The sequence below is a fragment of the Streptomyces boncukensis genome, assembly GCF_011045075.1.
Lineage (GTDB): Bacteria > Actinomycetota > Actinomycetes > Streptomycetales > Streptomycetaceae > Streptomyces > Streptomyces boncukensis.
The window spans coordinates 1-2,859 of sequence record NZ_JAAKZZ010000730.1 but is presented as its reverse complement, the minus strand read 5'-3'; the positions used below and the strand labels follow the sequence as shown (position 1 = coordinate 2,859).

1 protein-coding gene is annotated in these 2,859 nt (G+C 75.2%); it reads right to left on the bottom strand.

The features are described from left to right. Positions 1-280: 280 nt before the first annotated feature. Positions 281-2,859: ATP-binding protein (locus tag G5C65_RS34870; RefSeq protein WP_165303071.1), on the bottom strand; the 2,579-nt coding region annotated here is incomplete at its 5' end.

Genomic DNA, 2,859 nt, shown 5'->3' with positions numbered 1-2,859 from the left:
CCGGCTGAAGAACGCCAGAGCAGTAGCCACCCGCTACGACAAACGCGGCTACATCTACCTCGGCACCGCAACCGCCGCAGCCCTCACCATCTGGCTCCGAACATGATCGACCGGACAAGTCCTAGGGCCGTGACCGGCGGAGCCTGCTGGGTCGGGGTCGGGGCTGCCCCTTGCTGTGACATCGCAGCGTGCGGCGCTGTGGGGGTACCCCCTGCTCGAGCGAAGCCGAGAGCTCGGGGGAGGCTGGGCGCGCAGTTCCCCGTGCCCCTTCGGGGCGCAGCTATGTCCCCGGAGTGAGGTGCAGGGTGTCCATCAGGTGGAGGGCCTGCTGCGCGGAGAGGGCGGGCTCGCGGGCCGACTCCTCCCGCTGGGCGTCCGGCGCGAGGCCGGCCCGGACCTGTCCGTCGAGCCAGAGCTCGGGGACGCTCGCGGCCAGGTCGCCGCGGAGCCGCTCCGCCGAGCGCACCAGGCGGAACGCCGTACGCGGGTGGCCCGCCGACTGGGTGAGCGCGGCGGCGACCAGCACCACATGGGCGAGCACATACTCGGGCGCGTCGGCACCCAGCCCTGTCCGGAGCGCCTCGCGGACCCGGGACACGCCCTCGTCCGCCCCCTGTTCGGCCCCCGCGATCCGGGCGTCGAGCGCCCGGCACACGACCTGGAACATGCTGGGCGGGGTCCCCGCCGACGCCTTGCGCTCGGTCTCGCCGAGCAGGGTGCGGGCGTGCGCCGCGTCGCCGCTGTCCATGGCGATGACGGCGCGGAGGAAGAAGGCGAAGGTCTGCGCGTCCCAGATGCCGAGGTGCTCGGCGTCCTCGATGGCGCGCCGGGCCAGCTTCTCGGCCTGCTGCACGTCGCCCTGCCGGTACCAGATGTCGGCGATACGGCCGAGCAGCACCGGCAGCTCGGTGTACGCGCCGAGCTGCTGGGCGTAGCGCAGGGCCGTCTCGCACTCGGCGCGCGCGTCCTCGTACTGCCCGCGGTGGATGGCGACCTCGGCGCGCAGCCCGGAGACCTGGCTCAGCAGCCACCGGTCGCCGCTGACCCGCGCGAGCTGGTCGACCTCGGGGAGGTCCCGGCTGCCGGACTCCAGTCCGCCGGGGAGGTCCATCCGGATGTGCGCGCGCAGCAGGATCGCCACGGCCAGCTCCCAGTCGCCGCCGTAGCGGCGGCAGTTGGCGACGCAGCGGTCCATGCGCTGGGCCACGCCCGCGGCGCTGTCGAGGAGGTAGGCGGTGAACGGCCAGAGCATGCCGGGGAAGCGGGCGGCGGCGGGCCGCGGGATGTCGAAGGCGTGCAGGATCTCGGACGCCGTGGTGCGCGCGGACTCGTCCTGCAGCATCTCCTGGCCGTACTGCTCGGCGAGCAGGAAGTACCTGAGCAGCTGCATTTCGCGGTACAGCTCGTCCTCCCCGGCGCCGCGGTCCGCAGCTGCCGCCGGGAGCGTCCCCAGGACGCGTTCGGCCCAGCGGGCGCCCTCGTCGCGGTAGTTGCGCAGCCACCAGAACCAGCCGACGTCGCGGACGAGCGTGCCGGACGTGTCCCAGTCGCCGCGGTCCAGGGCGCGGCGCAGCACGGCGCGGATGTTGTCGAGGTCGGCCTCGACGCGGGGCAGCCAGGTGAGCTGCTCGGCGGAGCGGATGCGGGGGCGGGCCGCGCTGACGAAGCGGAGGATCTGCGCGGTGTGCCGCCGCTCGGCGGCGCGCAGGTCCTCGGGCCGCTCGGCGGCGCGCTCGCGCGCGTACTCGTGGATGGTCTCCAGCATCCGGTAGCGGACGCCGGTGCCGGAGCGGGCGGGGGGCTGTTCCGCGACCAGGATCGACTTGTCGACCAGGGCGCCGAGCAGGTCGAGCACGTCGTCCTCGCAGACCTCGGACCTGCCCGGCGCCGGCGTCGGCGCCGGCGGCCGGCCGGGGCCGGGGTGCGCGTCGGCGCAGACCTGCTCGGCTGCGGGCAGCGTGCAGCCGCCGGAGAAGACGGACAGCCGCCGTACGACGGTGCGTTCCCGCTCGTCCAGCAGGTCCCAGGACCAGTCCACGACGGCGCGGAGCGTCTGCTGCCGGGGCAGTACCGTCCGGCTGCCGCTGGTCAGCAGCCGGAAGCGGTCGTCCAGCCGGTCCGCGATCTGCCGCGGGGTCAGCGAGCGGAGCCGGGCGGCGGCCAGCTCGATCGCGAGCGGCAGCCCGTCCAGGCGGCGGCAGATCTCCGCGACGGCCTCCGGGTCCTCGCTCGTGGAGAACCCGGCGCGCGCGGCGGCGGCCCGGTCGGCGAACAGCCGGTACGCGGGCTCGGGCGGCAGCGGCTCCACCGGCCGCACGGTCTCCCCCGGCACGCCCAGCGGCTCCCGGCTGGTGGCCAGCACGGTGAGGTCCGGGCAGTGCGCGAGCAGGGTCTCGGCGAGCGCCGCGGCGGCGTCGACGAGGTGTTCGCAGTTGTCGAGGACGAGGAGCAGCCGGCGGTGCAGGCAGTGTTCGAGGAGGCGGGCCGTGGCGTCGTTGGCAAGGTCGCTGCTCAGCGAACGGGCGTTCTCGGTGGCGGCCGTGGCCAGTGCCGTCTCGCGGCGGCCGAGCGCGCTGAGGACCGCACCAGGGACGGCGGACGGGTGGTCGAGTGAGGCCAGCTCCACGATCCAGGCGCCGTCGGCGTAGCGGGCGGGGGCGGTCTGCGCGGGGTGCCGCGCGGCGAGGGCGGCCGCCGCCTGTTCGGCGAGCCGGGTCTTCCCGGAGCCGCCGGGGCCGGTCAGCGTGATGAGGCGGGTGCGGTTGAGGTCGTCGCGGATGGCGGTCATGTCGGACTCGCGGCCGACGAAGCTGGTGAGCCGCGCGCGAAGGTTCCCGGGCACGGGGGCGGGTGCGGGGC